Consider the following 15,652-nt stretch of genomic DNA (forward strand, 5'->3'; position numbering starts at 1 on the left):
TTGAAATACAAAACGCCCGATGCGGTGCATCGGGCGTTGGGGTGAAACAGGTGTAAACCTATTTCAGGACTAGACACAGTCTCGCATTCACAGGGATTGTGGGTTGAAACCGAATCGTGCGCTCAGTGCAAAACCAATGTGGGAGCGGCGGTGCGGCGATCCCACAGTGGATTGTGGTGAATGGCGAATCTGTGTTTAGCCAGCCAAGGCCACATCACTTCAGGGGATCAATTGCGCTCCAGCGCATTCACCAGGTCATGAAAGGCTTCACGATTGGTGTCGTTCAGGCCCATGAGGATCTTGTGCGCTTCGAGCACCTTGATCCGCACCACTTCTTCGGACTGATCCTGGTCTGGCAGATCGTCCAGGCATTCCGGGCACGGCACCGGCTTGTCAACGATGTTGAACACCTGCTCGAAGCCCATGGACTGCAGCAGCCGCGTGATGTCCTCGTGGGTGGTGACGACGGTCGGCAGCAGGCCGACCTTCTGCCGCGACAGGATCGACAGCTTGGCCAGCAGGCCAAGCGTGGTGCTGTCGATGCTGCGGGTTTCGGTCAGATCGATCACGATCGTGTTGAAATTCAACGCGCTGAAGATCCGCTCAATAGTCGCATCCAACGCCGAACACAGGGTCAGGCGAACTTCACCGACGAACTTCAGGACGAAGGTGCCATCCTGCTCGGCGAACTGGATTCTACCGGTACTCATCAAAGATTCCTGCTCAACACCAACAGGGCGATATCATCCGGCATCTCCCCTAGCGTGGCCAATCCAAAAACCTGCCGCAACCCATCCAGGGTGCCGCCCGCAGCCTTGACCCGTTGGGGCAACGCCGCCTCTTTTTCTTTGAGTGTGGGTTCTGGCAAAAGATCCAGAATGCCATCAGACATCAGCGTCAGGCTGAACGTCGGTGGCAGTTCCAGCACATGGTCTTCGTAGGTGGCTTCGTTGAAGAGGCCCACCGGCAGACCACGCCCTTCCAGATAACGAACACTGTCTGGCGTGTACAACACTGGCAACGGCAGATGACCGCCGATGCTATAGGTCAACAAACCTGTCTCCTCGTCGATGACTCCACCGACCATTGTGACGTGTTTTCCCAGCTTACAACTGATCAGGCCCCGGTTGATATGACCAAGAACCTCTGAAGGCTTGAATTCCGGCAAGGTGCCGCTGCGCTTGGATTCGAACAGCAGGCGCGTGGTCATGAACTTCAACAGCACGGTGACGAAGGCTGAAGAGGCGCCGTGACCGGAAACATCCGCCAGGTAAAAGGCGACCCGGCGCTCGTCGACCCGGAAGTAGTCGACGAAATCACCCGACAGGTACAGCGACGGGATGATCTGGTGAGCAAACTTGAACTCGTCGATGGTCCAGGGGCTGACCGGCAGCATGTTCATCTGCACCTGGCGACCGGCGTTCTGGTCCTCCTGGAGCAGGTTCAGGCTGGCTTCGAGCTCGCGGTTGGCCTTCTCCAGCTTCTCGCGGTAGCGCTGGTTCTCCAGCAGCAGGCGCGCACGATCCAGGGCCCGGCGCACGGAGTGCTCGAGCACGGCCAGATCTTCGAGAGGCTTGATCAGGTAGTCCGCCGCGCCCAGGCGCAGGGCTTCGACCGCGTCATTCATCACGCCGGCACCCGACACCACGATCACCGGGGTTTGCGGCGACAGCTCGGTCACCTGGCGAATGAGTTCGAGTCCGCCCATCTGCGGCATGCGCAGATCGCAGATGACCAAGTCGGGCTTGTCTTGCTCGAATACCTGAAGACCCTGCTGACCATTGCTGGCCTGCAAGACGCTGAAACCACTGTCTTCCAAATAGGCGGCGAGGCTCGCGCGCACTACTTCGTCATCATCGATTATCAGCAGCGTGGCACTGGTTTTTGGCATGTGGGCAAACGGCGCCAGAATTAGGTTGGCGTAGCAGGCGGGGACTTTGGCCCGGCGCTGACTACTGGATTCGCTTTCTAGCCTCTCTGTCGCACCGCTTTCGGGCATTTGCCCTACACACGTGTACACCAGAGGTGCCCTTCTAAGGCGCAGACGGTACTCCCATCCGCGGGGTGTTTCAAGCTCACGCCGATGGTCGCTTGACGTCTTTATTTGTCAAATCACCGAGAGTTATAAGAACAGGCAAATCCGTAACCCAATGGAAGGTTCGAACCCATGAGTCAAACCGCTCGGGACTACAGCGAAAAGCGCTATTTCATCCGCGTGCGGGGGTCTTCACAGAAAAAAAAGGCGGCCTTGATGGCCGCCTTTTTCAGTTTACCGGTCGAGATCAGAAATCGTCTTCGACCTGACCGTCTTTCACCTTGAATTCACGGTTCTGCAAGTACGCATTACGGATGAAGGTGTACTTGTCGCCGGTGATCAGCTTCTCGCTCGACAGCAGGTTGGCACGGGTATCGACGATGTCCAGTGCGTAGAACGAGTTACGCACCGGCACGTCGTTCACGTATCGATAAGCACCGGTATAGCTGTCGACGTACTTGGACGGCGCATCACGCAAGGTGCTTGGCCCCAGCAGCGGCAGCATCACGTAAGGGCCGCTGCCGACACCCCAGTAGCCCAGCGTCTGACCGAAGTCTTCGTCATTGCGCTGCAGGCCCATTTTGGTGCCGACATCGATGACGCCCAGCAAGCCGAAGGTGGTATTGAAAATGATCCGCGCGGTATCAACGCCTGCGGCGCGAGGTTTGGCCTGCAGGATATCGTTGGCCAGGTTGCGCACATCACCGATGTTCTGGAAGAAGTTGTGAACGCCGTCTTCGACAAACTGCGGCGCCACGTACTGGTAGCCCTGGGCCAGCGGTTTGAGCGCGTAGGTGTCGATCACGTCGTTGAACTTGTAAATCGGGCGGTTGACGCTTTCCCAAGGATCCTCTTCCGTGGCTGCCTGGGCAACGAACGGAACCAGCATCGCACTGGCAAATACACAAATCCTGGCTAGATGATTGCTCCAGCGCATAGAAAAAACTCCTTGGTTTGTACCGGCTCGGGCACTTGGCCCGGGCAATAAGCTGGCAAGTATAAGACGTAAACGCCATTTAACGCACTTTGCACGAGTTCCACACAGAAGGAATCGTGCCAAATGTGAGCGATTCACATCCATGTCATTCAACTGTCACCGTCGCCCACTAGCCTTCAGACTATTTCAGGGACGTCCACATGCCGCTCGCCGAAGCCTTGCCCCAAACCGCACCCTGCCTGACCGCCGTACTGTTCGGCCTCAGTGGCTGCCTGGTGGATTTCGGCGCGCACACGCACCGGCACGGCAGTCACTCGGCCGAACACGCCGAGGCCACACCCGGCGCACTGGATAGCCTGCGCAGCTTGCAGCGCCAGCAAATCCCCTGCGCGTGGCTCGATGAACTGCCCCCTGCCCTCAGCCATTCCCTGGCCGCTGCGCTGCCGGAATGGATCAAACCCTCGCAACATCCAGCAACAAACCAACCATGGCCCGCCCCGAATGCCTGCTGGCAAGCCTTGATGACCCTGAACGTCGAGCGACTCGACGGCTGTGTGCTGGTGAGCGGCGAACCCCGTTTGCTGCAAGCGGGGCTCAATGCCGGGTTGTGGACCATCGGCCTGGCGTCCTGCGGCTCGCTGTGCGGGCTGGCACCCGAGCAATGGCAAGCGTTGACCTCGCAAGAGCGGGACATCAAACGCGCCAAGGCGACGATGCAACTGTTCGGTCTGGGCGTGCATTCGGTGATCGATCACCTCGGTGAACTCGACACCTGCCTGGCGGATATCAGCTTGCGTCGGCTCAAGGGCGAAAAGCCCTGACCGAGATCATGCACATTGGCCGCGAGTGGATTAATCTAAAGATAGCCATCGACCTTTGGCGCGCCGCCTTGGCGTGCCGCCATGGTCTATGCCAGTGCCTATCGATAGAAGGAAGAACGCTATGCCTGCCCGCGAACTGCAAGAACAGCTCAATGCCCTGCGCGAGCAATTGGAACAGAATCCTCCATTGTCTGAAGCAGAACGCGCCGAGCTGCACGAGCTCATGCAGCAGATTGAATTGAAGCTTGAGCTTGAAACCAAAACCCAGGATTCCAGCCTTGCCGACGGCGTCAACCTGGCCGTGGAACGATTCGAGCTCGAACACCCTACCCTTGCCGGCACCCTGCGCAACATCGGGCAGGCCTTGGCCAACATGGGAATCTGAACCCTCCAGATGCAAAAAAACCCGCTGGCGATGGCGGGACTTTTTAATTTCCACGATCTGAAACGCAATCCCCTGTGGGAGCGGGCTTGCTCGCGAAGGCGGCTTCACATTCAACGATGATGTTGACTGACCCACCGCTTTCGCGAGCAAGCCCGCTCCCACATTAGATCTTCATTGGCGGACCAGGCGGTGGTTCGGCAGCTGCACCTCTTCAGTGCTGCGATACGGGTTGATATCCAGCCCGCCACGGCGCACATAACGCGCATACACCGTCAGTTTCTCCGGCTTGAGCAACCGCTGCAGGTCAAGGAAGATGCGCTCTACGCACTGTTCATGGAAGTCCGAGTGCTGGCGGAAGCTGACGATGTACTCGAGCAGGCTCGCGTGATCCAGCGCCGCGCCACGGTACTCCACCGCCACACTGCCCCAGTCCGGCTGGCTGGTGACCGGGCAGTTGGACTTGAGCAAATGGCTGTGCACGCTCTCCTCGACAATGCGCGAATCATCGCAACGCAGCAGTTCCGGCCGTGGATGCTCGTAATTGCTGACACTGATATCCAGCTCATCGATGCACACGCCCGGCAAAGCCACGACGCCTTCACTCTCCACATCCTTGAGGCTGCGAATACGTACGCCCACCGGCTTGCCGGCAGCCGCTGACAAGTCCTTGGCCAGCGTCGCCTCAAGGCTCGCGGTATCGACAAACGGCGTCTGGTTCAGGGAGTTGAGGTACAGCTTGAACGACTTCGACTCGATGATGTTCGGCGAATCCGCCGGAATGCTGAATTCGCCGATCGCCACCACCGGCTTGCCCGAAGGCAACAGCCAGGACAGCTCGAAGCAATTCCAGAAGTCCACGCCTTTATACGGCAGTGTTTGCGCCGTCAGGCCCAGTTCCGCCCACTTCACGGTGCGCGGGATCGGGAACAGCAAGGACGGCGTGTAGGTGGCGATGTATTCGCTGGACTTGCCCAGCGGCGAGTGTTCGGCTGCGGGATGCATGGCGGAAACCTGACTGAAGAATCAGCGGATTCTATCAGCCTTTGCTCCCGCCTTTGAGTGCTTACTGACTGACAGTCAGTTTGCCGACCATGCCGGCCTGGTAATGACCGGGGATGTTGCAGGCAAACTCAAGGCTGGTGGCCTTGCTGAAGGCCCAGGTCAGCTCGGCGGTCTTGCCCGGCTCCACCAGCACGCTATTGGGGTCGTCATGCTTCATGCCATGGTCCATTTTGCTGTGATCCATGCCGGCCATGTCGCCGTGATCCATTGCCTTCATGCCGGTGGGCGACAGCATGCCGCTCTGTTGCATCTGCAACATTTCCTGCTGGTGTTTGGCGTGCATCGCCGCATCCCCCAGGTTGAATTCATGCAACAGCCGGCCTTTATTGACCAGCACGAAGCGCACGGTTTCCCCGGCCTTGATGTCGATGGCCTCAGGTGTGAAGGACATATCACCCATCACTACCTCAATGCTGCGGTTCGCCTTGGCCGCCGGGGCCGGTTGACCGAAATCGTAGCTATACCCCGAATCGGCCCACACCGGCGAACTCAGCGCCAGCAAACACAGGATTTGCGCCACGGATTTGCGTAAAAACATTGTCATACTCCAACAAGATAAGGCTCAGCGTGCGTAAAACTCTAAACTGCCGGCACTGCCCGCAACCTGACAGCCAGATTACAACTTTGACAGGTTGCCCTGTGCCAATGCTTCCCACGGTATAAAGCGTTCGTTCCACTTGCCAAGAGTCGCCCATGAAACTGCTGATCGTCGAAGACCAACCGAAAACCGGCCATTACCTGCGCCAGGGCCTGGCCGAGGCCGGCTTCAACACCGAACTGGTGGCCGATGGCACTACCGGCCAGCAATTGGCCCTCAGCGGCGAATATGCCCTGCTGATTCTCGATGTGATGCTGCCCGGTCGTGATGGCTGGCAGATTCTGCAAGCAGTGCGCAGCGCCGGCCTGGACACGCCGGTACTTTTTCTGACCGCCCGTGACGCCGTGGAGGACAGGGTTCACGGCCTCGAACTGGGCGCCGATGACTATCTGGTCAAGCCATTTGCCTTCTCCGAACTGTTGGCCCGGGTCCGCAGCCTGTTGCGTCGCGGCAGCGCCACGCCCCAGGAAACCAGCCTGCAATTGGCCGATTTGCGCCTGGACCTGATCCGTCGCCGGGTCGAACGCAGCGGCCAGCGCATCGACCTGACCGCCAAGGAATTCGCCCTGCTGGAAATGCTTCTGCGCCGCCAGGGCGAAGTCCTGCCCAAATCGCTGATTGCGTCCCAGGTCTGGGACATGAATTTCGACAGCGACACCAATGTCATCGAGGTGGCGATCCGTCGCCTGCGGCTGAAGATCGACGATGAATTCCCCAACAAGCTGATTCATACCGTGCGCGGCATGGGCTACGTCCTTGAAGAGCGCCCCGCCTGATGCGCCGCCTCTCCTTGAGCACCCGCCTGGCTCTACTGTTTGCCGCGTGCACCGCTGTGGTGTCGCTGTTCGCCGGGGTGCTGTTCAGCCGCGCCAGTGAGGCGCACTTTGTTGAACTCGACCAGCAACTGCTGGACGGCAAGCTGATTGGCTTGCGTCGGGCCCTGCACGACCTTCAGTCGAGTGATAGCGAGGTGAAACTGGCCGAGGAATTGAGCCGGCAGGCTGACCTGTCCCTGCGAATCACCGGCAGCGACGGCCAGCGCTGGTATGACAGCTCGACCAACATTCCCCAGGCATTGCCGCGCCAGCCCGGATTGTCGACGGTGAGCCATGAAGGCATGGATTACCGGGTGCTGAATGCACCGCTTTTCGTGGACAAACCCGAGTCACCGCAACTGACCCTGCTGCTGGACATCACCCACCACCAGCACTTCCTGCAACGCATGCAGCATTTGATCTGGCTGACCGTCGGCCTGTCAGCCCTGGCCACCGCGCTGCTGGGCGCCTGGGCGGCCCGCAGCGGCCTGCGCCCGTTGCGGCGGATCAGTGCGGTGGCCAGCGGTGTTTCCGCTCAGTCACTGAACTCGCGGCTGCCTGAAGAAAACATGCCGCTGGAACTGGCGGAAATGGCCCACAACTTCAACGCCATGCTCGGACGCCTCGACGACTCGTTTCAGCGTCTGTCCGCGTTCTCCGCCGACATTGCCCATGAACTGCGCACGCCATTGTCGAACCTGCTGACCCACACCCAGGTCACCCTCACCCGCCCTCGCCCCATCGAGGACTACCGCGAAGCCCTGCACAGCAACCTCGAAGAACTGCAATGGATGGCGCAACTGGTCAACGACATGCTCTATCTGGCGAAAGCCGATCACGGCTTGTTAATGCCCAAATGCGAGCCACTGGAACTGGCGGAGGAAGCGGATCTGCTACTGGAGTTTTTTGCGCCGCTGGCCGAAGACGCGCAGGTAAAACTGAGCCGTGACGGCAATGCCCACATCGAAGGCGACCGCAGCATGTTACGGCGGGCGCTGTCGAACCTGCTGGACAACGCACTGCGGTTCACGCCGGTCGATGGCGAGGTTCGGGTGCGAATCGTCGATCAGGCAAAAGAGTTGCGCCTGAGCGTTGAAAATACGGGCCAACAGATTGCCGAAGATCTATTGCCGCGCCTTTTTGACCGGTTTTACCGGGCCGATCCGGCGCGTCGTGAAGGCAGTAGCGAACATGCCGGATTGGGGCTGGCGATCACCCAGTCAATCATCCGTGCCCATGGCGGGCAGATTCGTTGCGAATCGGAGAATGGGTGGACGCGGTTTGTGATCGAGTTGCCAAGGGGGGATTGAGGCCGGCAGTTCCGACCCCTTCGCGGGCAAGTCGAATCGTCGCACCGCCACTCCCACAGTGTTTTGTGGCGTTCACATAATCTGTGTACGACGCAGATCCCTGTGGGAGCGGGCTTGCTCGCGAAAGCGGTGTAACGGCTTACGAATACCGCAACGCATGAGCCGGCTCGATCTTCGCCGCCCGCCAGGCCGGATAAACCGTGGCCAGGAAGCTCATGACAAAGCCGGCCGTGCAGATCAGCGCCACATCTGCGCCTTGCAGTTCGGACGGCAGGTTGCTGACGAAATACACGTCGGAACTGAAGATGTGCTGCCCGCTGACCCGCTCGATCCAGCCCACGATCTGGCTGACGTTCAGCGCGGCAATCACGCCCAACACACCACCAATCAAGGTGCCGACGATGCCGATCACCGTGCCCTGCACCACGAAGATCGCCATGATCTGCCGTGGCGTGGCGCCGATGGTACGCAGGATCGCGATGTCCGCGCCCTTATCGTTCACCACCATGATCAGAGTCGCGATGATGTTGAATGCCGCCACCGCGACGATCATCAGCAACAGCAGGCCGATCATGGTTTTTTCCATCTTCATCGCGCTGAACAGGCTGCCCTGGGTGTGGGTCCAGTCGTCAGCCTTGTAGGCTGCGCCCAGCCCCGTGGCGATGTCGCTCGACACTTGCGGCGCGGCATACAGATCCTTCACCGCCAGGCGCACGCTCTGCACCTGATTCGGCTCCCAGTGCTGCATCTGCGCGGCATCGGCCATGTGGATCAGCGCCATGGTGCCGTCCAGTTCGGCGCCGACCTTGAACACGCCGACCACATTCAGCCGTTGCATGCGCGGGGTGATGCCGCCCGGCGCATTGCTGACCTCCGGCACGATCAGGGTGATCTTGTCGCCGACGTTCAAGCGGAAGCGGCGCGCCGTGATCTCACCGATCACCACGCCGAACTCGCCCGGTTTCAGGGCTTCGAGGCTGCCCTGAACGATGTGCTTGGCGACAATCGACACCTGGCCTTCCAGCGCCGGATCGACACCACTGACCTGGATAGGCTGCATCGTGCCCTTATAGGACAGCATGCCTTCCATCTCGGTGAACGGCACCGCCGCCGTCACTTCCGGGTTTTTCATTGCCGCCGCTGCCACGGGCTTCCAGTCGTCAATCGGGTTGACGCCGACGATGGTGGCATGGGGCACCATGCCGAGGATGCGCGAGCTCATTTCGCGCTGAAAGCCGTTCATCACCGACAGCACCACGATCATCGCCAGTACGCCGAGGGCGAGACCGATCATCGAGGTCATCGAGATAAAGGAAACAAAGCGATTGCGGCGCTTGGCGCGGGTATAGCGCGTGCCGATAAAGATCGATAACGGTCTGAACATTCGCTGGGGCACCGTATGGAAATAAATGACCCGACGCCTTTTCAGACATCGGGTTTCAGCCAATCAGATAGGAGTGAGGCAACCTTCCTGCAAGTGCAGGACGCGATCCATCTGGCGGGCCAGGTTCATGTCGTGGGTCACCACCAGGAACGCCGTGCGCATCGAGGTGCTGAGCTCCAGCATCAAGTCCTGGATCCCCTGGGCGGTGTGAGAATCGAGGTTGCCGGTCGGCTCGTCGAGCATCACCAGGCCCGGATTGTTCACCAGGGCACGGGCGATGGCCACACGCTGACGCTCACCACCGGACAATTCGGCCGGTTTGTGCTCCAGGCGATGGCCCAGCCCTACCCGCTCCAGCAACGCCGTGGCACGCTGACGCGCTTCGGGGATCGCGGTCTTGCCGATCAGCAGCGGCATGCAGACGTTTTCCAGGGCGGTGAATTCCGGCAGCAGGTGGTGGAACTGGTACACGAAGCCGAGGGCGCGATTACGCAGCAGGCCGCGTTTCTTCTCGCTCAGTGCCGACAGTTCTTCACCATCGAGCCAGACGCTGCCCTTGGTCGGTGTATCGAGGCCGCCCAGCAGATTGAGCAAGGTACTTTTGCCCGAGCCCGACTTGCCGACAATTGCCACACGTTCTCCCGGGTGCAACTCCAGTTGCAGGCCGGCCAACACTTCCACCGATTCAGGGCCTTCCTCGTAGGACTTGCCCAGGCTGCGGCAGCTCAAGATTGCTTTATCGCTCATGCCCGACTCACTCATAACGTAGCGCCTCCGCAGGCTGGGTGCGCGCGGCACGCCAGGCTGGATACAGGGTGGCGAGGAAACTAAGGACCAACGCCGCGGAGCAGACCATTACGACGTCCTGGCTCTGCACCTGCGACGGCAGGTAATCGATGAAGTACACATCGGCGTTGAGGAACTTGTGCCCGATCAGGCCTTCGAGGGCCGAGATCGCGGCACTGACGTTCAACGCGGCGAAGATCCCGACCACGGCGCCGATCACTGTGCCAACTACGCCAATGACGGTGCCCTGCACCATGAACGTACGCATGATCGTGCCCGGCGTGGCGCCCAGCGTGCGCAGAATCGCGATATCGCCCTTCTTGTCGTTCACCACCATCACCAGCGTGGAAATGATGTTGAACGCAGCGACGGCAACGATCAGCAGCAGCAACAGGCCAATCATGGCTTTTTCCATGCGGATAGCCTGGTACAGGTTGCCGTGGGTACGGGTCCAGTCGCGGGCGTAGAAGCGGTCCTCGCCGAGATCGCGGGCGATGCTCCACGCGGTGCGCGGTGCCTGGAACAGATCGTCGAACTTCAGGCGCAGGCCCTGGACCTGATCCGGTTTCCAGCGGTGCAGCCGGGCCAGATCCTGCAGGTTGGTGACGCCAAGATAGCCATCGAGTTCACCGGCGCCGACATGGAAGATGCCGACCACGGTAAAGCGCTTCATGCGCGGGAACATCCCGGCCGGGGTCACGGTGACTTCCGGCGCGACGAACGTCAGCTTGTCGCCGATGGCCGCGCCGAGCTTGGCCGCGGCCTTGTCGCCGATGACGATGCCGAACTCGCCCGGCACCAGATCGTCGAGTTTTCCCTGGGTCATGAATTGATCGATGATAGACACCTGGCGCTCTTGGGCCGGGTCGATGGCGTTGAGCAGCACTTTCGAGACCTTGCCGTTGTTGGTCAGCAAACCCTGCATTTGCGTAAACGGCGCCACGGCCGTCACTTGCGGGTTCTGCTTGACCTTGGCGGCCAGGCTTTGCCAATCGCTGATTGCTTCGCCGGACTCGATGGTCGCGTGGGGCACCATGCCCAGCACGCGGGTGCGCATCTCATGATCGAAGCCGTTCATCACCGACAGCACCACGATCATCACGACCACGCCAAGGGCGAGCCCGATCATCGAAGTCAGGGAAATGAATGACACAAAATGATTGCGACGCTTTGCACGGGTGTAACGCGTGCCGATAAATACGAAGAGAGGTCTGAACATGTCGGGGCTTGTTCGGAGGGAAAAGGAACGTCCTTGTGGCGGGGGTCGATAACCAGCTTTACACTCAGACCACCGCCGCTACCATGGGTTCGCCATGTCGACATTAGATGAAGAAGATCGCCGCGAATACTACCGTATCGAGGATACGATCGCACTGGAAATTCGGCCCCTGTCCGCTTCTGAAGCCGCAGGCCAGGAAGTGTTGCAGGATGCTTCCCCACTCTTCAACTTGCTCAGCGAACTGCACCTGAGCGAATTCGAGTCGCAACACCTGTTGCGCCAGATCAGCGAACGCGACCGCACGACCGCCGCATTTCTCAAATCCCAGAACAAACGCATCGATTTGCTGAGTCAGGTCGTCGCTCTGACAGTACTCGGGCAGATCGGCGAACCGCAGCCGGTGATCATCTCCGAAGGCGGCATCGACTTTCAGCATCCCTCACCCCTTGCCGTCGGCGCACGCCTGTCGGTCAAGCTGGTGCTGATGCCGCAAGCACTGGGCCTGCTGCTGCGTGCCCGCGTCACCCATTGCGACCGCAAGGGCGACGGCCATGACATCGGTACCGAGTTCGAACACCCGACCGACGCCCAGCGCCAACTGCTGGCCCGCCACATCTTGCAAAAGCAGGCCCAGGAACGACGCCTGGCCCGCGAACATCTCGAATCAGGCAATTAATTTAAGGAAGAACCGTGACCCTCATCTACGGCCATCGCGGCGCCAAGGGCGAAGCACCGGAAAACACCCTGACCAGCTTTCAGCAATGTCTCAAGCACGGCGTGCGTCGCTGCGAACTGGACCTGCACCTGTCCATGGACGGCGAATTGATGGTCATCCACGACCCGACCCTCAAACGCACCACGGACCGTCGCGGCAAGGTAGTGGAACACACGGCGGCCGAACTTGTGACCTATGACGCACGCAAGGGTGGCCCGGGCTGGATCAAGCCGTGCCCGATTCCGACGCTGGAAGAACTGTTCGAGAAATGCGACTTCGATCACTGGCAACTGGAAGTCAAAAGCGCATCAAGGATGCGTGCGGCAACCACCGTGCTGGCGATTCGCGAGATGGTGCAGCGTCATGGCCTGATGGACAAGGTGACCATCACCTCAAGCTCCCGTGAAGTGCTCAAGGCTGCGCTGGAACTGGTGCCGGACGTATCCCGCGGGCTGGTGGCCGAGTATGCCTGGCTCGACCCGCTGAAGGTCGCGGCCAGCTATGGCTGTGAGATTCTGGCGCTGAACTGGACCCTGTGCACGCCGGAACGCCTGCAAAGGGCGCAGCGTCAGGGGCTGCATGTGTCGGTGTGGACCGTCAACGAGCCCGCACTGATGCGCAGACTCGCCGACTTCGGCGTTGACAGCCTGATTACAGACTTTCCCGGTTTGGCCACCGCCACGCTCGAGAATTGCTGAAATCGGTCTCCCCGGCCGGCTCAGGCCACCGGCCGGAGCCCGTCAAAAAAGCCGGTTGAGGCCGTCGTACGCGGCTACCCGATAGGCTTCGGCCATGGTCGGGTAGTTGAACGTGGTGTTGACGAAGTACTTCAACGTGTTCAGTTCGCCCGGCTGGTTCATGATCGCCTGACCGATGTGCACGATCTCCGACGCCTGATAACCGAAACAGTGAACGCCCAGTACTTCCAGGGTTTCGCGGTGGAACAGGATCTTCAGCATGCCTTGCGGCTCGCCGGCGATCTGCGCCCGCGCCATGCTCTTGAAGAAGGCCTTGCCCACTTCGTACGGCACCTTGGCCTGGGTCAGTTCCTGCTCGTTCTTGCCGATCGAGCTGATCTCCGGAATGGTGTAGATGCCGGTCGGCACGTCATTCACAAAGCGCCAGCTACCGTTATCGACGATGCTGCCGGCGGCCGAACGCCCTTGGTCGTGGGCGGCACTGGCCAGGCTCGGCCAGCCGATCACGTCACCGGCGCCGTAGATGTTCGGCACGCAGGTGCGGTACGCCTCGTCGACTTCGATCTGGCCACGGCTGTTGACCTTCACGCCGATGTTTTCCAGACCCAGCTGATCGGTGTTGCCGGTACGGCCGTTGCACCAGAGCAAGGCGTCGGCCTTGATCTTCTTGCCGGACTTGAGGTGCAGGATCACGCCATTGTCCACGCCTTCGACGCGGTCGTAGTCTTCGTTGTGGCGAACCGTGATGTTGTTGTTGCTGAAGTGATAGCTCAACGCCTGGGAAATTTCCGAGTCGAGGAAGCTCAGCAGCTGGCCGCGGTTGTCCACCAGTTCGACCAATACACCCAGGCCACTGAAGATCGAGGCGTATTCGCAACCGATCACGCCGGCGCCGTAGACGATGAGTTTGCGCGGGGTGTGGCCGAGGCTGAGGATGGTGTCGCTATCGTAGATGCGCGGGTGGTGGAAATCGATGTCCGCCGGGCGATAAGGACGCGAACCGGTGGCGATGATGATGTGCTTGGCCACCAGTTTTTCGACCACGCCGTTGGCGCAGACCACCTCGATGGTTTGCTCGTCGGCGAAGCTGCCGGTGCCGAAGAACACGTCGACGCGGTTACGGGCGTAGTAGCCGGTACGCGAAGCGACTTGTTTGGAGATGACTTTCTCGGCGCTTTTCAACACGTCCGGGAACGAGAACCAGCGCGGCTCACCGATGGCCCGGAACATCGGGTTGGTGTTGAACTGCATGATCTGCCGCACCGAGTGACGCAGTGCCTTGGACGGGATGGTGCCCAAGTGAGTGCAGTTGCCGCCGACCTGGCGACGGCTATCGACCATCGCCACCTTGCGCCCTGCCTTGGCGGCGTTCATTGCCGCGCCTTCCCCCGCCGGGCCGGAACCCAACACCACCACGTCGTAGTTGTAGACAGCCATGCGTACTCCTCAGAACAGGCCGCGGCACCCTCGGCACCGGCGGCTAAATCACGCCAATGCGTGGCATGAAGGAACAATTTGGGGTCAGTGCAGAACCCGGACACAGTCTATAGAAGCGTCAACGCCGCGCACATTAACCCTTGGTCGCGTCGTAGGCTACTTTTGCCTGCACTAGAACGCCAGTTTTCAATGCTCAAATTGCCGCAATCACTCGGTTTTTTTGCCACTGAGGCGTTCAAAGGCGTGGCTGCTGCGTGTGACGAAACCTTTATCGGCACGAATCACAAAAAATGCGCCGATATCATGTTTTTCTGCGTAGTCCCAACCGCGCTCCGGGCCGAGAATCAGCAACAGCGTCGATAGGCCATCGGCCATCAACGCAGAAGGATGAATCACCGTGACGGATGCCAGTGTGTGCGAGACAGGAGAACCGTTGCGCGCATCGAAGGTGTGGGAAAAACGCTGCCCGTCCTGCTCGAAATAATTCCGGTAGTCGCCGGAAGTGGACAGGCCATAGCCGTCGACAGCAATAACCCGCTCGGCGACCTGCCGGTCATCCCGAGGCTCTTCCAGGGCAATGCGCCACGGCGAGCCGTCAGCCTTCTTGCCGGACGCCTTGAGCTCTCCCGTGGCCTCGGCGATATAGTCATGAATGCCCATCGTCTCGAGTCTTGCGGCAATCGTGTCCACCGCATAACCGGCGGCGATGCTGTTGAAGTCGACCTCGACGGCGGCGTCCTTGCACAACCGGTCGCCATCGATACGCAAGTGTTCATGACCGACGCGCTTGCGGGCTTCGGCGAGCGCTTCGGCGGTCGGGACTTTTTCCCCACGGGCCTGCGGACCAAATCCCCAGAGATTGAGCAATGGTTCCACCGTCAGATCGTAGGAACCGTCGCTTTGCCCTGACAGTTGCTCGCCCACGCGGACCAGTTCGAGGATCGACGTCGGCATTGCCTGACAGCCGCTGGCCGGCAATGCGTTGAAGCGCTCGATGTCCGAGTCGCTGCGGTAGGTCGACATTTGCCGATCGACGTCAGCGAGGATTTGCTCGACCTGGACACGAACTTCGTCCGGCGCCGGAAGACCGGCATGGCGCACATACTTGATCGAATAAGTGCTGCCCATGGTCGGGCCGCCGAAGGTTTCCAGAGTGTCGCTGTTGCCGCAGGCCGCCAACATGCCGAACAGCACAAAGAAAATGATCCGCCACTTGATCAACAAATACTGCCTCTCCCGACGATTCCCCTGACACAACGCCATGGCACGCCATTATGCGCCACCTCTGTAGGAGCGGGCTTGCCCGCGAAGGACGCGAATGATGACGCGTGCCGCCTGGAGAACCGCGCAGCCTAATGCCAGCCATTTAAGCCATTTCAGCCGCGACACCCTTTGTAGCAGCTGCCGAGCCCGCGAGGCTGCGTTCGGCTGCGAAGCAGTCGTAAAACCA

Annotated in this window: 16 protein-coding genes; 6 read left to right on the top strand and 10 right to left on the bottom strand. The window is 60.1% G+C overall.

Going from position 1 to position 15,652, the window contains the following annotated elements; translation table 11 throughout:
- Window positions 1-227: 227 nt before the first annotated feature.
- From rssC to AC07W4_RS27015, 3 genes are all read right to left on the bottom strand, one after another.
- Window positions 228-710 (bottom strand): anti-sigma factor antagonist RssC, encoded by a 483-nt coding sequence (gene rssC / locus AC07W4_RS27005; RefSeq protein ID WP_008053323.1) that lies wholly within the window; start codon window positions 708-710, stop codon window positions 228-230.
- Window positions 710-1,891 carry a two-component system response regulator RssB gene (rssB, locus tag AC07W4_RS27010; RefSeq protein WP_032829882.1) on the bottom strand — a complete coding sequence of 394 codons (1,182 nt, stop codon included), beginning with the start codon at window positions 1,889-1,891 and terminating at the stop codon, window positions 710-712. Before rssB ends, rssC begins: the two co-directional genes overlap by 1 nt.
- Window positions 1,892-2,282: 391 nt before the next feature.
- A complete protein-coding gene (locus AC07W4_RS27015) occupies window positions 2,283-2,972 on the bottom strand; it encodes an MlaA family lipoprotein (RefSeq protein ID WP_495034625.1) in 690 nt (229 codons plus the stop codon).
- Between the two features lie 200 nt (window positions 2,973-3,172).
- On the opposite strand from AC07W4_RS27015, the gene pcrP reads away from it, so the two are divergent.
- Both pcrP and AC07W4_RS27025 read left to right on the top strand, forming a co-directional pair.
- Window positions 3,173-3,793 (top strand): HAD superfamily inactivated hydrolase PcrP, encoded by a 621-nt coding sequence (pcrP, locus tag AC07W4_RS27020; RefSeq protein ID WP_495034626.1) that lies wholly within the window; start codon window positions 3,173-3,175, stop codon window positions 3,791-3,793.
- 121 nt (window positions 3,794-3,914) lie between these two features.
- Window positions 3,915-4,178: a DUF4404 family protein gene (locus AC07W4_RS27025; RefSeq protein ID WP_008053327.1), complete on the top strand. Its 264-nt coding sequence runs from the start codon at window positions 3,915-3,917 to the stop codon at window positions 4,176-4,178.
- Window positions 4,179-4,349: 171 nt separating this feature from the next.
- On the opposite strand, the gene queF is transcribed toward AC07W4_RS27025, so the two are convergent.
- Together queF and copI are read right to left on the bottom strand one after the other, a co-directional pair.
- Entirely contained in the window at window positions 4,350-5,180 is an 831-nt protein-coding gene (queF, locus tag AC07W4_RS27030) for an NADPH-dependent 7-cyano-7-deazaguanine reductase QueF (protein WP_008053329.1), read from the bottom strand.
- A gap of 61 nt (window positions 5,181-5,241) precedes the next feature.
- Window positions 5,242-5,778, bottom strand: coding sequence for a copper-resistant cuproprotein CopI (copI, locus tag AC07W4_RS27035; protein WP_495034627.1), 537 nt, complete (start codon window positions 5,776-5,778; stop codon window positions 5,242-5,244).
- Between the two features lie 155 nt (window positions 5,779-5,933).
- On the opposite strand from copI, the gene AC07W4_RS27040 reads away from it, so the two are divergent.
- Window positions 5,934-6,614, top strand: a complete 681-nt coding sequence (locus AC07W4_RS27040) for a heavy metal response regulator transcription factor (protein ID WP_008053332.1) — start codon at window positions 5,934-5,936, stop codon at window positions 6,612-6,614.
- The gene (locus AC07W4_RS27045; RefSeq protein WP_495034628.1) at window positions 6,614-7,963 is read left to right on the top strand and encodes a heavy metal sensor histidine kinase; all 1,350 of its coding nucleotides are present in this window, start codon (window positions 6,614-6,616) and stop codon (window positions 7,961-7,963) included. The genes AC07W4_RS27040 and AC07W4_RS27045 overlap by 1 nt, the downstream gene beginning before the upstream one ends.
- A gap of 139 nt (window positions 7,964-8,102) precedes the next feature.
- Here AC07W4_RS27045 and AC07W4_RS27050 read toward each other — a convergent pair whose 3' ends face one another.
- The 3 genes from AC07W4_RS27050 to AC07W4_RS27060 form a co-directional block, all read right to left on the bottom strand.
- Window positions 8,103-9,347, bottom strand: coding sequence for a lipoprotein-releasing ABC transporter permease subunit (locus AC07W4_RS27050; RefSeq protein WP_008053334.1), 1,245 nt, complete (start codon window positions 9,345-9,347; stop codon window positions 8,103-8,105).
- Between the two features lie 63 nt (window positions 9,348-9,410).
- Window positions 9,411-10,094, bottom strand: a complete 684-nt coding sequence (gene lolD / locus AC07W4_RS27055) for a lipoprotein-releasing ABC transporter ATP-binding protein LolD (RefSeq protein ID WP_173677889.1) — start codon at window positions 10,092-10,094, stop codon at window positions 9,411-9,413.
- A gap of 7 nt (window positions 10,095-10,101) precedes the next feature.
- The gene (locus AC07W4_RS27060) at window positions 10,102-11,352 is read right to left on the bottom strand and encodes a lipoprotein-releasing ABC transporter permease subunit (RefSeq protein ID WP_008053336.1); all 1,251 of its coding nucleotides are present in this window, start codon (window positions 11,350-11,352) and stop codon (window positions 10,102-10,104) included.
- 94 nt (window positions 11,353-11,446) lie between these two features.
- Here AC07W4_RS27060 and AC07W4_RS27065 point away from each other — a divergent pair, with 94 nt between their 5' ends.
- Both AC07W4_RS27065 and AC07W4_RS27070 read left to right on the top strand, forming a co-directional pair.
- Window positions 11,447-12,028, top strand: coding sequence for a PilZ domain-containing protein (locus AC07W4_RS27065; protein WP_495034629.1), 582 nt, complete (start codon window positions 11,447-11,449; stop codon window positions 12,026-12,028).
- A gap of 14 nt (window positions 12,029-12,042) precedes the next feature.
- A complete protein-coding gene (locus AC07W4_RS27070; RefSeq protein WP_008053339.1) occupies window positions 12,043-12,765 on the top strand; it encodes a glycerophosphodiester phosphodiesterase in 723 nt (240 codons plus the stop codon).
- Between the two features lie 42 nt (window positions 12,766-12,807).
- On the opposite strand, the gene sthA is transcribed toward AC07W4_RS27070, so the two are convergent.
- Window positions 12,808-14,202 (bottom strand): Si-specific NAD(P)(+) transhydrogenase, encoded by a 1,395-nt coding sequence (gene sthA, locus AC07W4_RS27075; protein WP_007984277.1) that lies wholly within the window; start codon window positions 14,200-14,202, stop codon window positions 12,808-12,810.
- A 207-nt stretch (window positions 14,203-14,409) separates the two neighbouring features.
- Complete coding sequence (locus tag AC07W4_RS27080; protein ID WP_495034630.1) at window positions 14,410-15,384, bottom strand: FAD:protein FMN transferase; 975 nt, start codon at window positions 15,382-15,384, stop codon at window positions 14,410-14,412.
- Window positions 15,385-15,652: the final 268 nt, after the last annotated feature.

This window comes from Pseudomonas sp. GW821-FHT02A08 (assembly GCF_059422045.1).